Raw genomic sequence first — 16,632 nt, 5'->3', positions numbered from 1 at the left:
TCCCGCCACCAGGCCGAGGAGGGCACTGCCCCTATGGGCAACGACCGGCGCACGGCCGCACACCCGTCCGCCGGTGCCGGTGGGAATGCCGGACGCGCAGACTTCCGGGTATGGGAGCAACGGCGACGCTGTCGGAGGCGGGCCTGGTCGCGGAACCGGGCCAGGAGATCAGCTGCTCGGTGACCGTTCGCAATGCCGGACGGGTGGTCGATCAGTTCGCGATCGAGGTGGTCGGCGACCCGGGTGCCTGGGCCACCGCGGAACCGGCGACGGTGAACCTGATGCCGGGGGAGGCGGGCACGGTCGTCGTCCGGTTCGCGCCGCCGCGGTCTTCCGACGTCCCGGCCGGCGTGATTCCTTTCGGCGTCAGGGTTTTCTCGAGTGAGGATCCGGCGGGGTCGGTGGTCGAAGAGGGCACCGTCCGGCTCGGTGCCTTCACCGAGGTGACCGCCGAGGTCGTTCCGGCGAAGGTGGAGGCCGGTTCCAAGGCCGACTTCGAAGTCGCCGTCGACAACCGCGGGAACCATCCGGTCGCCGTCGAACTGAGCGCGCTCGACCCCGAGGACGAACTCGACTTCGAGCTCGAACGGAGCCGGGCCGACCTCGCACCGGGCACGGCCGCGTTCGTCCGTCTCCGGGCCAGGCCGCGGAAACGGTTCCTGCGCGGTCAGCCCGTGCGGCATCGCTTCCAGGTGTTCGTCATCGCCGACGACGCCGAACCGCTCAAGACCGAAGGCACCATGGTGCAGCGGCAGCTGCTGCCGAAATGGCTGCTGCCCGCGCTGGCCGCGTTGCTGCTGTTGTTGCTGGCGTTGGTGGCGCTGTGGTTCACCGTGCTGAGGCCCGCGGTGAAATCGGCCGCTCGTGAAGCCGCTCAGGAACAGAACCAGGAGGTGATCAAGGCGGCGCAGGAGGCCGGTGGCGCCGCCGGCGAGGCGAAGAAGGACGCCGGTCAGGCCAAGCAGAACTCCGAAGACGCGATGAAGGCCGTCGGGCTGACCCCGCCCGTGGACGGCGCGGCTCCCGGCCCCCGGCCGTCGAACGGCGTCCCCAATCCGGCGGGCAACGCCGCCGGGACACCGACCGACTTCCGGGTGGCGGCGGACGCGGCCGTCGACTCGAACGTCAACCGCTTCGCCGAATTCCCCTACACCTTGCCGGACGCCGCGAAAACGTTGGTCGTCACGGACCTGATCCTGCAGAACCCGCGTGGCGACAACGGAACCTTGCGGCTGCTGCGGGACGCCGGCGGCACCAAGACCGTCCTGCTGGAGGTCGGCCTCGCGAACTTCCGCGACCTCGACCACCACTGGTTGCAGGCCTGGCGGTTCGCCCCGGGGGAGAAGATCGTGCTCGCCGTCAGCTGCCAGGCACCGGGAGGCGGTGCCCGGTGCACGCCGTCGGTCTCCTTCTCCGGCCGGGTCGAATAGACCGGATCAGATCAGCCCCTCGCGCAAGGCGAACGCGACGGCGTGGGCGCGGTTGCGGAGCTGGAAACGGTTGGTGATGTCGTGCAGGATCGACTTCACCGTCCGCTCGGAATAGCTCAGCCGGTCGGCGATCTCCTTCGTTTCGAGCCCGTCGGCGATCATCCGCAGCACCTTGGTCTCGCGCTGCGACATCCCCGCCAGATCCCAGCCGTTCGGTTGCAGCACGTCCCGCTGCAACCGTGACACCCGGGAAAGCAGACGGCCCAGCAGATCCGGCGGCAGCGCGCCTTCCCCGGCGGCCGCCGCCTTCACCAGCCGCACCAGCGTGTCGGGGGTGGCGTCACCCCGGCGGATGATGGCGGAGACGCCGTTGCCCACGACGTCCAGCAACTCCGAGTCCTCCACCTCGCCGGCGACCAGCACGATTCCCGCGCGTCCGGCGCAGTGGAGGCTGCGCAGCAACTGCCGTGCCTCCTCGTTCAGCCGCTCGACGATGACCAGGACGACGGCCGGCTCGTCGCAGTCTTCGGCGAAGCGGATCTCAGGGCGTGAGCGCAGCGCGGCGGTGACACCCGCGTGCGTGATGGTGTCGGTGGCGTGAAGCAGCACCGGGATCTGGTCGACGAGCATGGATGAACCCCTCCCCGCGAACGGCGTTTCGTCCTTTTCAAGGATCGTTCGGGGAGGGTTCCGCGAACAGGGACCCGGTGTCCCGATTTGTCCCGCTTCGCTACTCCGATCGGGCGACGCCCGCCTTCCGGATCTTGGCGATTGCCTGCGCCCGGTCGGTGACCTGGAGCTTGCGGAAGATGTGGGACACGTGGTTGCGGACCGTTTTCGGGCTGAGCACCAGCCGGTCGGCGATGGAGGCGTTCCCCATGCCCTGCGCGATGAGCCGCACGATCTCCCGCTCGCGCGCGGTCAGCTGCGGAAAGGACTCGTCGCGCGGGGATTCCGTGCCCAGCAGCGAAAGCACGCGGGTCGCGATCGCCGGGCTGAAGATCGCCTCGCCGTCGCCGATCACCCGTACCGCGCGGACGACCTGCTCGTTGCGCGCCCCCTTGAGCAGATAACCCCGCGCCCCCGCGCGCATGGCGGCGAACACCGCGGCTTCGTTCTCGAACATGGTCAGCATGAGCACTCCGGTGTGCGGGGCGGCGGCCACGATCCGGCGGGTCGCCTCGACGCCGTCGAGGTCCGGGAGGTTCAGATCCATCAGGACGACGTCGGGCGCCACCCTGCCCGCCTCCGCGACCGCGGTGAGGCCGTCCGGCGCCTGGCCGACGACCTCGATGCCGTCGGTACCGTCGAGGATCGCGCAGATGGCCGCCCGGAAGGCGGGATGGTCGTCCACCACGAGGACACGGAGTTCCGGGACCATCGCTCACTCCTTGGTGGCGAACGGCAACCAGGCGGCGATCCGGGTACCGCCCGAGGACACCGGCTCGACCACGCAGCCGCCGCCGAGGTCGCCGGCGTGTTCCCGCATCGACCGCAGCCCGGTTCCGCCGACCGCGGGCAGCGCCTCGCCGCCGAGGCCGACACCGTCGTCGACGATCTCCACGCGCAGATCGCCGTCCAGCGGCCAGAGGCGCACCGCGCACTGCCGGGCACCGGAGTGGCGGGCGATGTTCACGAGCGCCTCGCGGATGATCCGGTACGCGGTGACCTCCACCTCGGCCGACAGCGGAGGCAGCTCACCGCGGACCTCGACCGCCACCGCCAGCGGGCCGTGCTCGGCGGGTACCCGGTCGGCGAGCAGCCCGGCATACCGGCGCACGGCCGTGACGAGGCCCGCCTCGTCGAGCGCCGGCGGGCGCGCGTCGGTCACGATGCGGCGTAACTCCGTGATGGCGCCGTGGAGTTCCTCCTCGAGCCGGGCCAGGAGGCGCTCGGCCCCGGCCCGGTCGCGGACGAGCAGATCACGGGCCGCGCGCAGCCCGAGCACCGCGACGGCGAGGGTCGGTCCGAGGCCGTCGTGGAGATCGTTGAGCACCGTCCTGAGCCGGTCTTCGTACCCGGCAGGACGGACTACGTCGGTGACGACGAATGTCCGGCGCATTTTCTCCCCGTCCGGCAGCAGGACCTGGATGCCTCGGCGTCTCGATCGTGCGTAGCGTTCTGGTCACTCGCTGTACTAGTCGCGGAACGGCGCCCCGGCGTTTCCCCGCCCGCCGCCGGGCCGGGTAACGGTTTGGGCCCGATACTTACCCCGCCTTGGTCGATGCGGCGAGAAGGAGTGAAGAAGATGCGGGTGGTCGTCGTCGGTGCCGGGATCGTCGGTGCCGCGGCCGGATACGAACTGGCCAGGGCCGGGGTGGACGTGGTCATGGTGGACTCGCCGGCGCCGGGCCGCGCGACGTCGGCGGGTGCGGGCATCATCTGCCCCTGGTCGTCCCAAGTGGACGATCCGGACTGGTACCGGATCGCCGTGGCGGGCGCGGAGTACTACGAACAGCTGCGGCAGGCGCTGGCCGAGGACGGCGAAACCGAGCTCGGCTACCGGCGGGTCGGTTCGCTGAGCCTGGTCACCGAAGCCGAATCCGAGCAGGCGCTGCGGCGCGTGACGCGACGCGCGGAGGAGTCGCCGTTGGCCGGCGAGGTCGAGCTGATCGACGCTCGCCGGGCACGGGAGTTCTTCCCGCCCCTCGCGCACGACGGTCCGGCTATCCACATCCCGGGCGCGGCGCGGCTGGACGGCCGGTCGGTCCGCGACGCGATGCGCCGGGCGGCGGTGCGGCACGGTGCGCGGATCGTCGACGGCACGGCGTCCCTGGTCGCCGGCAGCGCGGTTCGGGGAGTGCGGGTGGACGGGGAGGTCGTCGGCGCGGACGCGGTGATCGCGGCGGCCGGTGCCTGGTCGCCGCGGCTGCTCGAACCGATCGGTGTCGAGGTGCGGGTCGAGCCGCAGCGCGGTCAGATCGTCCATCTCCGGCTGCCGGGCGTGGAAACCGCGCACTGGCCGGTGATCCTGCCACGGTCGCGGCACTACCTCCTGGCCTTCGACGATTCCCGGATCGTGGTCGGTGCGACCCGCGAGGACGGCACCGGCTTCGATCACCGGGTCACCGCCGCCGGGATGGCGGAAGTCCTGGCCGAAGCGCTGTCGGTGGCGCCGGGACTGGCCGACGCGACGTACGTCGAGACCCGGGTCGGGTTCCGCCCCGCCGGGCCGGACATCCGCCCGCTCCTCGGCACCGTGTCGCGGGTGGCCGGACTGGTCGTGGCCAACGGTCTGGGCGCGTCGGGGCTGACGATGGGCCCGTACGTCGGTTCGATCGCGGCGCGCTTGGCCCGCCAGGCCGATCCGGGGATCGACCTGAAGCCTTACGACCCGGTGCGGTGAGGCGCGAGTCGCGAAACGGGTGGGCAGGTCGTCGCAGTACTGTGTGGAGACGAATGGGGGGAGGAGGGTGCCTTGAGTTCATGACGATCGATAGCGGCAGAAACCGTTGCCGCCGCCGCGACTGTGACGGTGTGGAGTTCTGGCTGGGTTTGTGCGTCCAGGACTGGGTGCGATGGCAGGACGGCTTGGCGGCCCTCGACCTGCCCGACGACGAGAGACCGGCGCCGCCTCGCAGTGTGTTCGTCGCGCCGGTGCATTCCGGCAGTGTGTCGCAGCGGGCTCTGACGACGGGTTGACGCTGGGTGCGAGCCGATCAGCGCCGGAAGGAGCTGCCGGAGCCTCGCGTCCGCCGCAGGATCCACGCGACCGCCGTCGCCAGAAGAGCCAAGCGCACGATCCGGGAACCGCCACGCCGCTCCTCGGCGGGCGGGGCGGACGGGGTCGGTGGTGCGGTCGCCACGCGGGTTCCTTCGATGGCGCGGCTCAGCTCGGACAAGTGCGCCCGCAGCTCCACCACTTGTTCTCGTGAGGGCGCTCGGCGGCTGAGAAAGACCTGGAAGAGAACGAAGGTCACCGCCGCACCGACCAGGCCGGCACCGACGTTGGCGAGCGCGCTCGACAGGAAGGCCGCCCTGGACTGGCCGTCGGCACTGGCGACCAGGAAGGCGACGATCCCGACGATCAGCCCGGCCGCGAAAGTACCCGCGGCGAGCAGGGTGTTCGCCGTCTTCTCCTTCATGGCCGCCCAGGTCTGGCCTCGTCGCCAGCCGGCGAGACCGACCATCGCGATGGCGACCAGCGCGGCCCCTCCGGAAACCAGGAGTTCGAGCGACGCTGCCCGCGAGTCCGACTTTTCGGTGACGAAGTACGAATGCACGTAACGGACTTCGTCGCCGTATTGGACTTCCAGCCATCGCCGCGACCCGTGCGACTCGCCACCGGTGACATCGGCCTTGACGATGATCAGCTGCTGGTCCCGGTGGTATGTCGCGGTCGGCTCGCAGTCGACCGACGGGCATCGCCGGAGGTTCGCCTCGTCACCGGAGATGTAGCCGACGTCCTTCCCCGCGACGCTCGTCGCCGGGCCTCCGAAGAACACCACCAACCCGATGAGCAGGATGGTCGCGATCGTGAAGACACCGAGCCAGCCGGTGCCGCGCCGACCTGAATCTGCCACAGGAACCCTCCCTCGACCGAGCACGAACGAGATTATTGAGGGCTAAGGAAAACGTGGCGCAGGGGGCCGCCGCGCTCTTTCACGGGCTTCCGCCGATCGAACGTGTCGCGAAAGCCACTTTCGGGACATCAGGCGTCGCGAAAGTGGCTTTCGCGACATGGGCGCCGGCGGTGATGTGCTCGGTGCGGGTGGTCGTCAGTGGTCAGGGCCGCGATCACGACACGTTCGCCTCGCCTCCACCCTCTCGCAAGGCGACCACCCGGTGACAGCCGGCCAGTGTGGCGGGGCGGTGGGCGATGACGAGGACACCGATGTCGTTCCCGGCCGAGGCGAGTGCCGCGGTGATGGCTTCGTCGGCTTCGGGGTCGAGGTTCGCGGTGGCCTCGTCAAGGACGAGGATCCGCGGATTCATCAGCAGCGCCCTCGCGACGGCGACTCGTGCTCGCTGGCCACCGGACAGCCCGTCACCGGATTCGCCGACGACGGTGGCGAGTCCGGCGGGGAATCCGGCTCCCGGGTCGAGGATCCCCGCCCGCCGCGCGGCCCGTTCGACCTCGGTGTCGACGGCTTCCGGGTTCCCGAGCCGGATGTTGGTGGCGACCGTCCCGGTGAGCAGGCCGGGTTCCTGGGGAACGGCGCTGATCGCGCGGCGGAGGTCGTCGTCGGCCAGCTCGGTGAGGTCGACGCCGTCCAGGGTGATGTGGCCGGCGTCCGGGTCCCACATCCGGGTCGCGAGCAGCGCGCACGTGGTCTTGCCCGCGCCGGACGGCCCGGTGAGGGCGACCCGTTCGCCGGGGCGGACGGTGAACGACACGTCGCGCAGGACCGGTGGAGCGTCGTCGCGGTAACCGAAGGACACGCGATCGAAGACGAGTCCGGTTGCGAGGTCGCGGGGCGGAAGGGGCCGGGGCACGGGGGGCTGGTGGACCGCCGGTGCCCGGTCGAGGATTCCGGTGATCCTGGTACCGGCGGCGCGCAACGTGCCGACGTTGCGCAGCAGATCCGAAATCTGCGCGATCGGGCCGAGCGCCGCGGTGGCCAGCACCATGGCGACCGGTGCGAGCGCGCGGTCGATCGTGTCGAGATTCGCCGCGCAGACCGCGAGCGCGCCGATCGCGCTGAGCGCCAGAGCCGCGTCCGTGACAGCGCGTTCCCCACCGATCCGGGAGCCGATCCTCGTTTGCACGGCGGTCAGCGCACGCGTCCGTTCCGCCAGCGCGGCGGTGCGACGGTCCAGGGCGCCCGCACCGCTGAGTTCACCGAGGCCGCGGACGGTGTCGACGAGTTCGGCGTTGAGGGTCGCGGCGGCCTCGGTGAGTTCGGTGCCCTGCCGCCTTCCCGCCCGGCCGGAAAGCCACGGCAGCGTCGCGGTCACGGCGACGAACGGTACCCACGCCAGCAGGAGCCACGGCGTGACCATGAGCGACAGGGTCGCGGTGGCGGCGAGCATCATGGCCGAGGTGAGTGCTTGGGCCGCGGTGTGCGCGTAGAGCCATTCGAGGCGGTCGATGTCGGCGAAGGCGACGGAGACGAGATCGCCGCTCCGGCGGGGCTTCCGGCGGTCGGGCAGGCTCACGCGCAGCCGGTCGAACACCCGGGCACGCAAGGTGCCGATCAGCCGGTAGGCCAGATCGTGGGAGACCCAGGACTCGCGCCAGGTCATCGCCGCGGTCACCACGGCCAGGCCGCACAGGACGGTCGCGACGACGGCCGGTGGCGCGGTGCCGGTCGCCGCGGCCCGTCCGGCGAGCCACGTGCCGAGCACGGTCGTCGTCAGCGCGCCGAGCTGGACGGCCGCGTTGCTCACGACCGTCCAGACGAAGATGGCCCGCTGCTCGCCGATGACCGGCAGAAGCCGGCGGAGCGGCCCGCTCACGAGTGGACCGCCTGGCCGGTGACGCGGCCGGACTCGATCGTGACGATCGCGCCGGCGTCGCGCAGGGCGGTCTCGCGGTGGGCGATCACGATCCGGGTGGTGCCTTCGCAGTGCTCCGCAAGCCGGGTGAGGACGCGTTTCTCGGTGTCGACGTCCAGTGCCGAGGTCGCTTCGTCGAGCAGCAGCACCGGAGGCGCGGCGAGCACCGCCCTGGCGATGGCGAGGCGTTGCCGCTGCCCGCCCGACAGCTGGGTCCCGTTCTCGGTGAGGACGGTCGCGAAGCCTTGGGGGAGCGCCTCGACGAATTCGATCGCGTCCGCGACGTGGGCGGCGGCGCGGACCTCGTCGTGCGTGGCGCCGGGCCGGGCGAGCCGGAGGTTTTCTTCCACGGTGCCATGGAAAAGATAGGTGTGCTGGCCGACGACGCCGATGCTCGCGCGCAGCGCGGCGAGGGTGTACCCGGTGAGCGGGGTTCCGTCGAGTTCGATCGTCCCCTGCTGCGGGTCGGCCTCGCGGACGAGCAGCCGGGCGATCGTGCTCTTCCCGGCACCCGACGGGCCCACGATCCCGGTCGTGCTCCCCGGCGCGCATTCGAAGCCGATGCCCGAAACGCCCGCGCCGTTCGGGTACCGGTATCCGACGTCCCGCAGCAGCAGCCGGGCCCCGTGCCGAGCGGGTTCGGTGCGGGTGCCGGTGTCGGCGACCCGCGGACGCGCCGTCATGATCTCGTCGATGCCCTCGACCGCGCCCAGCCCTTGGTAACCGATGTGCCAGTGGGCGGACAGGTCGAGTACCGGTCGGAAGCATTCCCTGGCGCACAACAAGAACAGGAACACCGACGCGGCGGGCGCCTGACCGCCGACGACCCCGGCGCACGCGACGACGATCGTGGCCGCGAGGCCGAGGTGCAGTGCCAGGGCGCTGACTCCCGCTTCCACCAGTGAGACGCGCAGCTGGGCCATCGTCGCCCGGTGCAGGCGGTCGCCGCGATGGGCGAGTGCCTCGCCTGCCCGGCGTCCCGCGCCGAAGAGCCGGAGGACGCCGATCGACTGGGTCGCCTCCAGATAGTCGGCGGCCAGCCTTTCGTAGGCGCTCCACCGGGTTCGGCCCGTCCGGAGCAGCCGGGCGTCCCAGAAACGGGGGACGGCCACGGCGCACAGGACCGCTGTCGCGAGGATCGCGGCGGCGGGCACCGACACGGTGAACAGCCACCCGGCGATGGCGGCGGGAACCAGACAGGTCACGAGCAGCTGCGGCAGATAGCGGCTGTAGTAGGCGTCGAGGGCTTCGACCCCGTCGACGACCGTGTGCGTGATCGCGCCCGCGCGCTCTCCCCGCGTCCAGGCCGGTCCCAGTGCGGCGATGCGGCGCAGTAGCTCCCCGCGCAGCCGGGTGCGGATGGCGATGCCGAACCTGGCCGCGGCGACCTCCCGCGTCCACAGCAGGAGCGCGCGCACCCCGACGACGCCGGTCAAGGCCGCGATCGCGGGTGCCACCGTCGCGAAGTCCCCGCCTCGGGTGAGATCGGCGAGGACGGACGCCGTCAGCACGGCTCCGCCGACATAGCAGGCCGACACGAGTATCGAGAGCAGCGCGAGCAGCAGGACGGGCGCGAGGACGACACCCGCCAGGCGCAGGAGCCTGCGATGGATCACCGGGTGAACGCGTCCGCGTGGAGTCGTTGCGCGATCTCCCGCACCACCGAGATGTTCCCGAGGGTGCCGGGATAGGTGTCGGCGGCGTCGATCGCGATCAAGCGCTGTTCGCGGACGGCGGTCATGGCGGGGAAGGTACGGGTGAGGTAGTCGATGCTCGCCTGCTTCTGCGCGGGCCCGTTGACCGCGAGCACGATCGCGTCGGGATTCTTCGCGGCGAGCGCCTCGGGGGTGATCTGCGCGGCGAAGAACTTGGCGAACTGCGGGTCCTTCGGCGAGAACACGTTGTCCCCGCCCGCCCTGCGGATGATGTCGTACTCGATGCCGGCGCCGATCGCGGTGACGGTGGTGCCTTCCAGGAAAACCTGGGCGACGGTGGGGCGGGGGCGGCCCGCGACGGCCTTGTCGACGGCGGCCAGATCCGTTCGGCCCTGATCGACCAGTGCCTTCGCCTTGTCCGGCACGGCGAAGATCCTGCCGAGGTTCTCCAGATCGGTGAAGAGATCTTCGACCGTGCCGTTCATCCGGCGTTCGGCGCAGCCGCCCGCGGCGACATAGGCGGCGACGCCGCTTTGCCGCAGTTGCTCCAAGCTGGCGAAGCCCTTTTCCGCGGTGAATTCGTAGGTGGTGGGGGAGAAGACGAAGTCCGGCTTGGCGGACAGGAGCTTCTCCCGGCTCGGCGGCCCCGACTCGCTCAGCACCGGGATGGTGGCGGCCTGGGCGGCCACGTCTTCCGGGAGCGGCGCGGTGGCGGTCTGTGCCTGTCCGACGAGCGAGCCCGCGAGACCCAGCCGCAGCAACAGTTCCGTCTGCGACGGGCTGAGCCCGACCGCGGCGCGGGGAACGGCATTGACGGTGACATCCCGGCCACAGTTGGAGACGGTGACCGCCGTGTTCGCGTTGTTCGACGGCGCGGCCGGGGTGACCGAGGTACCGCAGCCCGCGATCAGCGACAGGCCGGCTCCGAACGCGGCGAAGGACAGGGTTTTACGCATGGTTCTCTTTTCCGGGTGTGCCGAGTGGTGAACGGGTCTCCCCGCGACGGCCGAAGACCAGCACCGGCCTGCCGTCGCGTGGATGGATGAGCTGGTCGACGGCGACGCCGAACACGTCTTCCACGACGCGTGGGGTGAGCGCTTCGTCCGGCGTTCCGGTGGCGACGACGCGGCCGGCGTCGAGCACCGCGATGTCGTCGCAGTAGGTGGCCGCGAGGTTGAGGTCGTGCAGGGCGGCGACGATGGTGCGACCGAGCCCTGCCGCGATCCGCATGAGTTCCAGCTGGAAGGCGATGTCGAGGTGGTTGGTCGGTTCGTCGAGGACGAGGACGGGGGAGTCGGCCGCCAGCGCGCGGGCCAGCATCACCCGCTGCCGCTGTCCGCCCGAGAGCCGTCCGATGGGCCGTCCGGCGATGTCGGTGGCGCCGACCCGGTCGAGCGCGGCCCACGCGAGATCGAGGTCGGCTTCGGTGTCACGGCCGAATCCGCGCTGGAAGGGCACCCGGCCCAGGAGCACGACGTCGAGGACCGTCAGGTCGAACTCGGACGACGTCTCCTGAGTCATCACCGCCACCGCCCTGGCGACGGTCCGCCGGTCGGTGCGCCACACGTCGTGCTCGCCCAGCAGCACGCGGCCCGACGACGGCGCGACGGCGCGGTAGAGCGTGCGCAGCAAGGTCGACTTGCCGCTGCCGTTCGGGCCGACGAGACCGAGGAAACGGCCGGAGCGGACCTCGATGTCCACGTCCCGCAGCACCCGGTCGCCGCCCAGCGTGGCGCTGACCTCGTGGAAATGGACCTTCACCGGCCGAACCCCGCCCGCGTGGCCGTGTCCCGGCGCATCAGCCACAGGAAGAACGGCGCGCCCACGACCGCGGTGAGGATCCCGATCGGTATTTCGCCGGGCGCCGCGACCGTGCGCGAGAGCAGGTCGGCGACCATGAGGAACAGGGCACCGCCGAGTACCGCGACCGGCAGCATCCGGCGATGGTCCGAGCCGACGAGGATCCGTGCCACGTGCGGGATCACGAGACCGACGAAACCGATGCCGCCGCTGACCGACACGATCGACCCCGTCAGGAGGGCGGCGGTCACGAGAAGCACGGCGCGGAGGCGGTTCACGTCGACTCCCAGCGCGGTCGCGGACTCGTCGCCGCTCAGCAGCGCGTTCATGGCCCTGGTCCGCAGTCCCACGACGACACAGGCGGCCGCGAACGCCACCGCCGGCACGGCCAAGGAAGCCATCGAGGCGGCGGAAACGCTGCCGAGCAAGAAGAACAGGACGCTGAACACGTTCTGTGCCTCGGTGGTCAACGTCAGATAGCTCGTGATCGCGCTGAACAGGGAACCCAGCGCGACACCGGACAGGATCATCCGGGTCGGCGACAGGATGCCGCGATGCCGGGCGACCAGCGCGACGCACACACTGGCCACCAAAGCCCCGGCGAAGGCCGCCGCGCCCAGGGGAAGCCCGCCCACGGCGGCCGAACCGAGGGTGATCACGAGGACCGCGCCGACCCCCGCCCCGGACGACACGCCGAGCAGGTACGGCTCCGCGAGCGGATTGCGCACGATCACCTGCATGATCGCCCCGGCGAGCGCCAGCCCCGCCCCGGCGAGCCCGGCCAGCAGCGCGCGAGGGAGCCGGAACTGCCATACCGCCTGGTCCTGCAAGACGGTCAGGCTGCCGTCCGACATCCACGGCACGTTCGGCACCAGATGACCGATCACGATGCGGGCCGCGTCCGCGAGCCCGACCTCGACCGTCCCCACCGAGCCGGAGACGACCAGCAGTCCGAGGATCGCGACGGCGAGGACCGTGACCGCCCCCCGGTGCAGGAGGCGGGACCGGGCGAGTGCCGCTTGCCGATCGCGAACGCCCGAGGGCGACGCGGACGGCCGCGAACGAACAACCATGTGGGACGCCGATCGGTCTGTGGTGGGAGGACACCGGAGCCTAACTGCACCCGATAATCGTTATCAACAGATAATCGGTAATGATTATCATCACAGCTTGACGGTCGCTTTCCGTTCGGCCCTCGAGGGAGGCGTGCGGCGGCAGCGGTGGAGCACTTCGAGACGGTCGCGGCTGATGACGTACCCCCGCCGCCCAGTGGGCTTTGCGCACGGCATCGACGGTCGTCGTCCGAACGCGCCGAGCAAGGCGCAAGACGCTAGTGGCGAGAGTGTCGCGAAAGCCACTTTCGCGACGTCTGGTGTCCCGAAAGTGGCTTTCGGGACATGGGGTGGGCCGCTGGTGGCGAGGAGTGTCGCGAAAGCCACTTTCGCGACGTTGTCCCCGAGGATCGTCCTTTTTGGACTACAGGCACGGTGGCCCAGTCGGCGAAGCGGCCTGAAATCGTCGGCGCAGGCCAACATGCGCCGGGCTGTGTGTACACGCCTCGGACGCCTGGCAGGCCGTGGCCGAATTTCGGCGACGGGCGGCTGCCGCGCTTTCCGCGTTGTGCCGATGCTTGCGGGATCCGGGCGACGCCGGTACCACGGCGACGGCCGAAATCACGGGTCGGGAGTGACCCCGGTGGCGGCGCTCGTGATCTGCCACAGCTCGGCCGCCAGCTCCCGGTCTTCGGCGGCCGCCGAGCGGCGTGCGGGACCGGCCGGTCCGCGGATCTCGAACGGTCCGGTCGGGCCCAGGTAGGCGCCGCCCTCGACCGGTCCGGTGGCGGCGAGGAGCTGGGGCGCGATACCGGTGGCGACCGGTTGCGAGAGGTATCGGTCCGGTAGCACCAGAAGGCGGGACCTCCACGTGCTCCCGCGGGCCAGGGCGTTGGTCAGCAGCTGCGACGTCGTCAGTCCCGGGTGGGCGGCGATCGACAGCACGGGGTCGCCGGACGCGCGAAGCCGTCGATCGAGCTCCGCGGCGAACAGGAGGTTCGCGAGCTTGGAGGCTCCGTAGGCGCGGGTCGGCGAGTAGCGCCGGCGTTCCCAATGCAGGTCGGTGAGGTCGAGTCCGCCGGTGCGGTGGCCGAGGCTGGACGTCGTCACGACCCTGGCGGGCCGCCCGCGGTCTCCGGCCGCCCGCAGCGCGGGCATCAGCAGCCAGGTCAGCGCGGCCGGACCGAGGTGGTTGGTCCCGATCTGCAGCTCGAACCCGTCCCGGGTCCGGCTGTGCGGCCCCAGCGATACCGCGGCGTTGTTGATCAGCGCGTCGATCCGATCCCCGGTGCGTTCCCGGAGCTCCGCGGCGGCGGCCCGTACCGAGGAGAGGTCGGCCAGGTCGAGCAGCACGAGTTCGGCCGAACCGGTGCCGTCGATCCCGGCTCGCACCTGGTCGAGGGCCGCCCCTCCACGCGCGGTGTCGCGCACGGTCATCAGGATCCGGGCACCGGCCGCCGCCAACGCGCCGGAGAGGGCGAGACCGAGTCCGGAGGTCGTCCCGGTGACGACGATGGTCCGGCCCGTCAGATCGGGCAGCTCATGTGACAATGTCATATGAAAGAGCCTGCCCGGTTCGGATGACACTGTCAACTAGAATGGCCGGCGTGACACGAACCGAGACCGCCGAGGCCACGCGGCAAGCCCTCGTCCGCGCGGCTTCCGAGCTACTCGATCAGGGTGGTCCCGACGCCGTGACCCTGCGTGCGGTCGGAGCCCGGGCCGGGGTCTCACGAGGCGCGCCCTACGGGCACTTCGAGAACAAAGAGCATCTGCTGGCTCAGCTCGCCATCAACGCGTGGAATTCACTGGCGGACGACGTCGAGCACCTTCGCGCGACCGTCGAGTCCACTTCGGACATACGGCTGGAGCGAGCCATCCTGGCGTTGATCGGCGTCGCCCGCCGGTGGCCGCACCGGTACGCGCTGATGTTCAGCACTCCGGCGGACACCCCCGCCGCCCGCGAGGCCGCGGGCCGTCTCGAGGGTGTGTTCCTGGCACTGGTGGCGGACATGGTCGGCGAATCCGACGCGCCTCGGTACGGCGCGCTGCTGATGTCGAGTGCGCACGGCATCGCGGGACTGGAACTCAGTGGTCATCTGGCGAAGGACACGTGGCAGGTCACCGTGGAGCAACTCGTGCGCATGCTGATCGACGGGATCCGGCGTGGGTGACCGAACCGGTCAGCACGCGGCGGACAACGCCAGCCGTAGATAGTCGCGCGAAGCCTGCCGCCAGGATTCCAGTTCGAGCTTTTCGTCGGCCGCGTGCATCTGCCGGGGATCTCCCGGGCCCCAGATCACGATCGGGGCTCCGGCCACCGATCCGGCCAAGGCCGAGGCGTCGGTGAAATAGGTGGCGGCGGGTGCGGTGGTCTGGCCGGCGAGCAGCTCGGGCAGCCGCGCGGTCCGGACGGCGGGCAGATCGAGATCCACCTCCGCGGTGATCGCCGGATCGAGCGACGAAGCCCAGGCGGTCGCAGGTGCTCCACCGTCCACAGTGCGCACATCGAGCGTCAGAACAGCCGACGCGGGCACGATGTTCGTCGCGGTGCCGCCCTCGAAGGTGCCGACGTTGACGGTTTCCTCGCCCAGATAGTCGTCGGCGGCCAGCGGGAGTGAATCGAGCGCGCTGAGCGCCCGGTCGGCGAGCAACCGGACCGCGTTGCGGCCGAGCTGGGGCGTGGAGCCGTGGGCCGCTTTCCCTTCCGCGGTGAGCCGCAGCCAGGTGGCGCCGCGGTGTCCGAGTGAGACGCGGTTCCGGGTCGCTTCCGGAACCACCACGATCCGCGGCGTCAAGTCCAGCGAGGCCGAAGCCTCGGTCGCGCCGAGGCACCCGATCTCTTCGTCGCTGGTGATGAGGACCTGCGCGCCGGCACCGGCTTCCGCGGCGTTGCGCAACGCGGCCAGTGCGGCGACCAGCCCGCCCTTCATGTCGACGCTGCCGCGGCCGTGCAGGAACTCCTCGTCGACGTCCGCGGAGAACGGCGCGCGTTCCCACCGTGCGGGGGAGCCGACGGGGACGGTGTCGATATGGCACACGAACAGCGCTCCGTCGCCGGAATGGCTGCCGAGCAGCACCCACGGTCGCCCGGTGGTGGAGCGTCGCAGCACGCGTACGCCCGCGGTGGCAGTGGCGTAGGAGACGGCCAGCTCCTGCGCGGCGGCCTGCGCGGCGCTGTCGCCTGACGTGGTGTCGTGGCGCACCAGGTCGCGCAGGAACGCGAGGGCTTCGTCGGTCATGCGGCGTACTCCTGGGTCGATTCGCGGACGACGAGCTGCATGGAGAGCACGTGGTCGGCGGGGACGCGGCCGGCCGCGAGGCGGGTGATCTCGTCGACCGCCTTGCGGGCCATCTGCTCAGTCGGCTGCGCGACGGTGGTCAGCCGCGGCGACGTCCATTCGCCGAGAGTGATCCCGTCGCAGCCGATCACCGAAAGGTCTCCAGGCACCGTCACCCCGGCGCGGCGGGCCGCTTCGAGCAGGCCGACCGCGGCGATGTCGCTGGCGGTGAACACGGCTGTCGGCTCCGCGCCTGCCCGTGCCATATGCGCGAAGAAGTTCATGCCGAACGCCGAGCTGAAGGCACCGCGCACGATCATCGACTCGTCCACCTCGACCCCGTGGGTCTTCATGGCCGCCCGGTAACCGGCCTCGCGCTGGTCGGCCGTCCGCAGCCCGGCCGGTCCGCCGACATGGGCGATCCGCCGGTGGCCAAGGGAGATCAGGTGGGTGGTCGCCTGGTAGGCGCCGCCGAAACCGTTCGCGGTGACGTGCGCGATCCGCGGCCCGGTGGCCTCGATGTACTCGTCGAGGAAGACGACCGGGAAGTCGCCTGCCAGCCGGCTCGCGAAGGCTTCGTTGGTGTTGTGCATCCCCAGGTAGACCAGCCCGCCCACGTCCGGCACCCGCATCAGGCGCTCGACGGCGGCGCGCTCCCGCGACGGCGACGAGCCGGTGAGCGTGGTGAGCACGTCGATGCCGTCCGCCGCGGCGGCGTCGACCACCGCGTCCGCCAGCGTGGAGAAGTACGGGTTGTCCAGCGACGGGACCACCAGGCCGAGGCTGAGCCCGGTCACCTGTTTCTGCACGGGCGGATGCCCTTGGGCCGACAGCGCGGCGTCGATGCGCCGGGCCGTCTCGGAGGCGACGTTGAGCTCTCCCTTGACGTACCTCGACACGGTCGACACGGCCACTCCGGCCTCTCGGGCCACCTTCGCCAGCGACATCCGGCTCCTCCCCGTTGAGCGTTGACGGC

The 16,632-nt window shown here is 71.0% G+C and carries 16 protein-coding genes; 4 read left to right on the top strand and 12 right to left on the bottom strand.

What is annotated here, in order from left to right; all coding sequences use genetic code 11:
- Positions 1-110 precede the first annotated feature (110 nt).
- Positions 111-1,430 carry a COG1470 family protein gene (locus ACXIZN_RS16575; RefSeq protein WP_457955499.1) on the top strand — a complete coding sequence of 440 codons (1,320 nt, stop codon included), beginning with the start codon at positions 111-113 and terminating at the stop codon, positions 1,428-1,430.
- Between the two features lie 6 nt (positions 1,431-1,436).
- Here the strand turns inward: ACXIZN_RS16575 and ACXIZN_RS16570 are convergent, their stop codons facing one another.
- The 3 genes from ACXIZN_RS16570 to ACXIZN_RS16560 form a co-directional block, all read right to left on the bottom strand.
- Positions 1,437-2,060, bottom strand: a complete 624-nt coding sequence (locus ACXIZN_RS16570) for a response regulator transcription factor (protein WP_457955497.1) — start codon at positions 2,058-2,060, stop codon at positions 1,437-1,439.
- Positions 2,061-2,160: 100 nt separating this feature from the next.
- Positions 2,161-2,811: a response regulator gene (locus ACXIZN_RS16565; protein ID WP_126730974.1), complete on the bottom strand. Its 651-nt coding sequence runs from the start codon at positions 2,809-2,811 to the stop codon at positions 2,161-2,163.
- A 3-nt stretch (positions 2,812-2,814) separates the two neighbouring features.
- Positions 2,815-3,492 carry a sensor histidine kinase gene (locus tag ACXIZN_RS16560; protein ID WP_457955496.1) on the bottom strand — a complete coding sequence of 226 codons (678 nt, stop codon included), beginning with the start codon at positions 3,490-3,492 and terminating at the stop codon, positions 2,815-2,817.
- Between the two features lie 186 nt (positions 3,493-3,678).
- Between ACXIZN_RS16560 and ACXIZN_RS16555 the strand changes: the two genes are divergently transcribed.
- Together ACXIZN_RS16555 and ACXIZN_RS16550 are read left to right on the top strand one after the other, a co-directional pair.
- Positions 3,679-4,776 carry an NAD(P)/FAD-dependent oxidoreductase gene (locus tag ACXIZN_RS16555; protein WP_457955494.1) on the top strand — a complete coding sequence of 366 codons (1,098 nt, stop codon included), beginning with the start codon at positions 3,679-3,681 and terminating at the stop codon, positions 4,774-4,776.
- An 80-nt stretch (positions 4,777-4,856) separates the two neighbouring features.
- Positions 4,857-5,072 (top strand): hypothetical protein, encoded by a 216-nt coding sequence (locus ACXIZN_RS16550; RefSeq protein WP_126730977.1) that lies wholly within the window; start codon positions 4,857-4,859, stop codon positions 5,070-5,072.
- Positions 5,073-5,089: 17 nt separating this feature from the next.
- Here ACXIZN_RS16550 and ACXIZN_RS16545 read toward each other — a convergent pair whose 3' ends face one another.
- From ACXIZN_RS16545 to ACXIZN_RS16515, 7 genes are all read right to left on the bottom strand, one after another.
- Positions 5,090-5,953, bottom strand: coding sequence for a hypothetical protein (locus ACXIZN_RS16545; RefSeq protein WP_457955493.1), 864 nt, complete (start codon positions 5,951-5,953; stop codon positions 5,090-5,092).
- A 214-nt stretch (positions 5,954-6,167) separates the two neighbouring features.
- The gene (locus ACXIZN_RS16540) at positions 6,168-7,829 is read right to left on the bottom strand and encodes an ABC transporter ATP-binding protein (RefSeq protein WP_457955491.1); all 1,662 of its coding nucleotides are present in this window, start codon (positions 7,827-7,829) and stop codon (positions 6,168-6,170) included.
- Positions 7,826-9,484 (bottom strand): ABC transporter ATP-binding protein/permease, encoded by a 1,659-nt coding sequence (locus tag ACXIZN_RS16535; RefSeq protein WP_457955490.1) that lies wholly within the window; start codon positions 9,482-9,484, stop codon positions 7,826-7,828. Before ACXIZN_RS16535 ends, ACXIZN_RS16540 begins: the two co-directional genes overlap by 4 nt.
- Entirely contained in the window at positions 9,481-10,479 is a 999-nt protein-coding gene (locus ACXIZN_RS16530; protein ID WP_457955489.1) for an ABC transporter substrate-binding protein, read from the bottom strand. Before ACXIZN_RS16530 ends, ACXIZN_RS16535 begins: the two co-directional genes overlap by 4 nt.
- The gene (locus ACXIZN_RS16525) at positions 10,472-11,284 is read right to left on the bottom strand and encodes an ABC transporter ATP-binding protein (RefSeq protein WP_457955488.1); all 813 of its coding nucleotides are present in this window, start codon (positions 11,282-11,284) and stop codon (positions 10,472-10,474) included. Before ACXIZN_RS16525 ends, ACXIZN_RS16530 begins: the two co-directional genes overlap by 8 nt.
- Positions 11,281-12,396, bottom strand: a complete 1,116-nt coding sequence (locus tag ACXIZN_RS16520) for a FecCD family ABC transporter permease (protein ID WP_457955487.1) — start codon at positions 12,394-12,396, stop codon at positions 11,281-11,283. Before ACXIZN_RS16520 ends, ACXIZN_RS16525 begins: the two co-directional genes overlap by 4 nt.
- Before the next feature lie 600 nt (positions 12,397-12,996).
- Positions 12,997-13,932, bottom strand: a complete 936-nt coding sequence (locus ACXIZN_RS16515) for an SDR family NAD(P)-dependent oxidoreductase (protein WP_457955485.1) — start codon at positions 13,930-13,932, stop codon at positions 12,997-12,999.
- A gap of 41 nt (positions 13,933-13,973) precedes the next feature.
- Between ACXIZN_RS16515 and ACXIZN_RS16510 the strand changes: the two genes are divergently transcribed.
- Positions 13,974-14,549, top strand: coding sequence for a TetR/AcrR family transcriptional regulator (locus ACXIZN_RS16510; RefSeq protein ID WP_457955483.1), 576 nt, complete (start codon positions 13,974-13,976; stop codon positions 14,547-14,549).
- A gap of 9 nt (positions 14,550-14,558) precedes the next feature.
- On the opposite strand, the gene ACXIZN_RS16505 is transcribed toward ACXIZN_RS16510, so the two are convergent.
- Both ACXIZN_RS16505 and ACXIZN_RS16500 read right to left on the bottom strand, forming a co-directional pair.
- Positions 14,559-15,617, bottom strand: a complete 1,059-nt coding sequence (locus ACXIZN_RS16505; protein ID WP_457955482.1) for a M20 family metallopeptidase — start codon at positions 15,615-15,617, stop codon at positions 14,559-14,561.
- Positions 15,614-16,603: a LacI family DNA-binding transcriptional regulator gene (locus ACXIZN_RS16500; protein WP_457955481.1), complete on the bottom strand. Its 990-nt coding sequence runs from the start codon at positions 16,601-16,603 to the stop codon at positions 15,614-15,616. Before ACXIZN_RS16500 ends, ACXIZN_RS16505 begins: the two co-directional genes overlap by 4 nt.
- Positions 16,604-16,632 lie beyond the last annotated feature (29 nt).

Source organism: Amycolatopsis sp. TRM77291 (assembly GCF_054166285.1).
The sequence above is the reverse complement of the archived record's forward strand: the minus strand, read 5'-3'. Positions and strand labels throughout refer to the sequence as shown.